The sequence below is a fragment of the Candidatus Protofrankia californiensis genome (assembly GCF_900634765.1).
Classification (GTDB): Bacteria; Actinomycetota; Actinomycetes; order Frankiales; family Frankiaceae; genus Protofrankia; species Protofrankia californiensis.
Genome location: NZ_CAAAFT010000190.1, coordinates 1 through 2,827, shown reverse-complemented (window position 1 = coordinate 2,827; position 2,827 = coordinate 1). Strand labels below are relative to the sequence as shown.

1 protein-coding gene is annotated in these 2,827 nt (G+C 70.2%); it reads left to right on the top strand.

Features of this window, described 5'->3' with window-relative positions; all coding sequences use genetic code 11:
• Window positions 1–2,827, top strand: a 2,827-nt coding sequence (locus tag DD1DGNOD_RS10630; protein WP_131770014.1) for a type I polyketide synthase, incomplete at both ends; no start/stop codon positions are given.

Genomic DNA, 2,827 nt, shown 5'->3' with positions numbered 1-2,827 from the left:
TGCTATCTCGGCTTTTCCGGTGGACCGGGGCTGGGACGTGGACGCTCTGTACGATCCCGATCGTGGTGTGCCGGGAAAGACGTATGTGCGGGAGGGTGGGTTCCTCTACGACGCGGCTGATTTCGACGCCGGGTTCTTCGGGATCTCCCCACGGGAGGCGCTGGCGATCGACCCGCAGCAGCGGTTGTTGCTGGAAACCTCGTGGGAGGTCTTCGAGCGGGCGGGAATCGACCCGGCTTCGGTGCGGGGCAGCCAGACCGGCGTGTTCACCGGCGTCATGTACCACGACTATGCCGCCGGGCTGCAGCAGGTACCCGAGGAGGTAGAGGGTTATCTGAAACTGGGTACCCTCGCCGCGGTCATGTCCGGCCGGATCTCCTATTCCATGGGATTCCACGGTCCTACACTCACCGTGGACACGGCGTGTTCGTCGTCGCTGGTGGCATTGCACCTGGCGTGCCATGCGCTGCGGCAGAAAGAATGCTCGCTGGCACTCGCCGGCGGCGCCACGGTGATGTATTCCCCCGGCACCTTCACCGACTTCAGCCGGCAGGGCGCGCTCGCCCCGGACGGCAGGTGCAAGCCCTTTGCCGCGCAGGCCGACGGCTTCGGTGCCGGCGAGGGGGCGGGGATGCTGCTGCTGGAGCGGTTGTCGGACGCGCGTCGTCACGGGCATCCGGTGCTGGCGGTGGTGCGGGGGTCGGCGGTGAACTCCGACGGCGCCAGCAGCGGACTGACGGCGCCGAACGGTCCGGCGCAGCAGCGGCTGATCCGGCAGGCGTTGGCGGGTGCCGGGGTGGCGGCCGGTGAGGTGGACGTGGTGGAGGCGCATGGTACGGGGACGAAGCTGGGTGATCCGATCGAGGCGCAGGCGTTGCTGGCGACCTACGGGCGGGACCGGCCGGCGGACCAGCCGCTGTGGCTGGGGTCGATCAAATCCAACCTCGGCCACACCCAGGGCGCGGCAGGCGTCGCCGGGGTGATCAAGATGGTGATGGCGATGCGGCACGGGGTGCTGCCGCGTACGTTGCACGTCGACCAGCCGACTCCGCACGTGGACTGGTCGTCCGGGGCGGTGCGGTTGCTGACCGAGCAGATCGCCTGGCCGGACACGGGCGGCCGGCCACGCCGGGCCGCCGTGTCCTCCTTCGCCGTCAGCGGCACCATCTCCCACGCGATCCTGGAACAAGCCCCTCCCGCCGACGACCGTGCCCGCTCCGACGGGCAGGGGGACACCGGCGCGCTCGGGGATACAGGCGCCCTCGGGGATACCGGCGCACTCCCGGTGGCGTCGGCTTCTGCGGTGCTGCCGTTCGTGCTGTCGGCGCGGTCAGCCGGCGCGTTGCGTGACCAGGCCCTGCGGTTGGCCGCCCACCTGGACGCCCATCCCGACCTCGACCCGGCCACCGTGGCATGGTCACTGGCCACGGGACGGTCGAGGTTCGAGCACCGTGCCGTCGTGCTGGCGGCGGACCGTCCCCGCCTGGCTGCCGGTCTTGCCGCGCTGGCCCGCGGCGAAGCGGCCGACCATGTCGTCCAGGGTGTCGCCGGCGGCGACAGGAAGATTGCCTTCGTCTTTCCCGGCCAGGGTTCCCAGTGGATCGGCATGGCCGCGCAGCTGCTGGACTCCTCCACGGTGTTCGCCGAGCGGATGGCGGAGTGCGCCGCGGCCCTGGCCGAGCACGTCGACTTCTCACCCGTCGACGTGGTGCGCGGCGAACCGGGTGCCCCCTCGCTGGACCGGGTCGACGTGGTGCAACCCGTCCTGTTCTCGGTGATGCTCTCCCTCGCCGCGCTCTGGCAGTCCTACGGGATCGAGCCGCGCGCCGTCATCGGGCACAGCCAGGGCGAGATCGCCGCGGCCTGTGTGGCAGGCGCGCTGTCGCTGTCCGACGCCGCCAGGATCGTGGCGCTGCGCAGCAAGGCGCTGCTGGCACTGTCCGGCCAGGGCGCGATGGCCTCGGTATCACTGCCGGTGGCGGAGCTGGACGAGCGCCTCGCCCACTGGGATGGACGCATTTCGGTTGCCTCCAGGAACGGCCCGCGTTCGGCGGTCGTCTCCGGTGAACCCGAGGCGGTGCGGGAACTGCTTACCCTGTGTGAGGCGGAGGGGGTGTGGGCCCGCGAGATCCCGGTCGACTACGCCTCGCACTCCGCGGCTGTCGAAGCGATCCGGGAGCGGCTGCTGGCCGAGCTGGCTGGAATCATCCCCCGCACTTCGGACATCCCCTTCTGCTCGACCGTGACCGGGGATCTGGTGGACACGACGCTGCTCGATGCCGGGTACTGGTACCGCAACCTGCGTGACACCGTCCACTTCGAGCAGGCGACGCGGACGTTGTTGCAGCACGGACACGACATCTTCATCGAGGTGAGCCCGCATCCGGTGCTGACCATCGGTCTGGAGGAAACCGCGCGGGAAACCGGCCACGAAGCCGTCGTACTGTCCTCGCTGCGGCGCGGTGAGGGCGGTGTCGAGCGTTTTCTGACGTCGGTGTCGGAAGCACACGTGAACGGGGCGTCGCTGGACTGGCCCGCGGTTTTCGGCGGGATACCGGTTGACCCGGTGGACCTGCCCACCTATGCGTTCCAGCGGCAGCGGTACTGGTTGCAGTCCTCTCCGGTTGCGTCGGCATTCTCCCCGGTCCCGCCGGGATCCTCGCCGCATATTCCGGCTCCTTCACCCCCTGTGGACGCCCCGAACGGCGCGGGCGGCAGCAAGGCGGGCGGCAGCAAGGCGGGCGAGGACGACAGCATCTCGCCACTGGCGCGGCGGCTGGCCGGGCTTACAACGGCCGATCAGGACCGTCTCCTGCTGGAGCTGGTG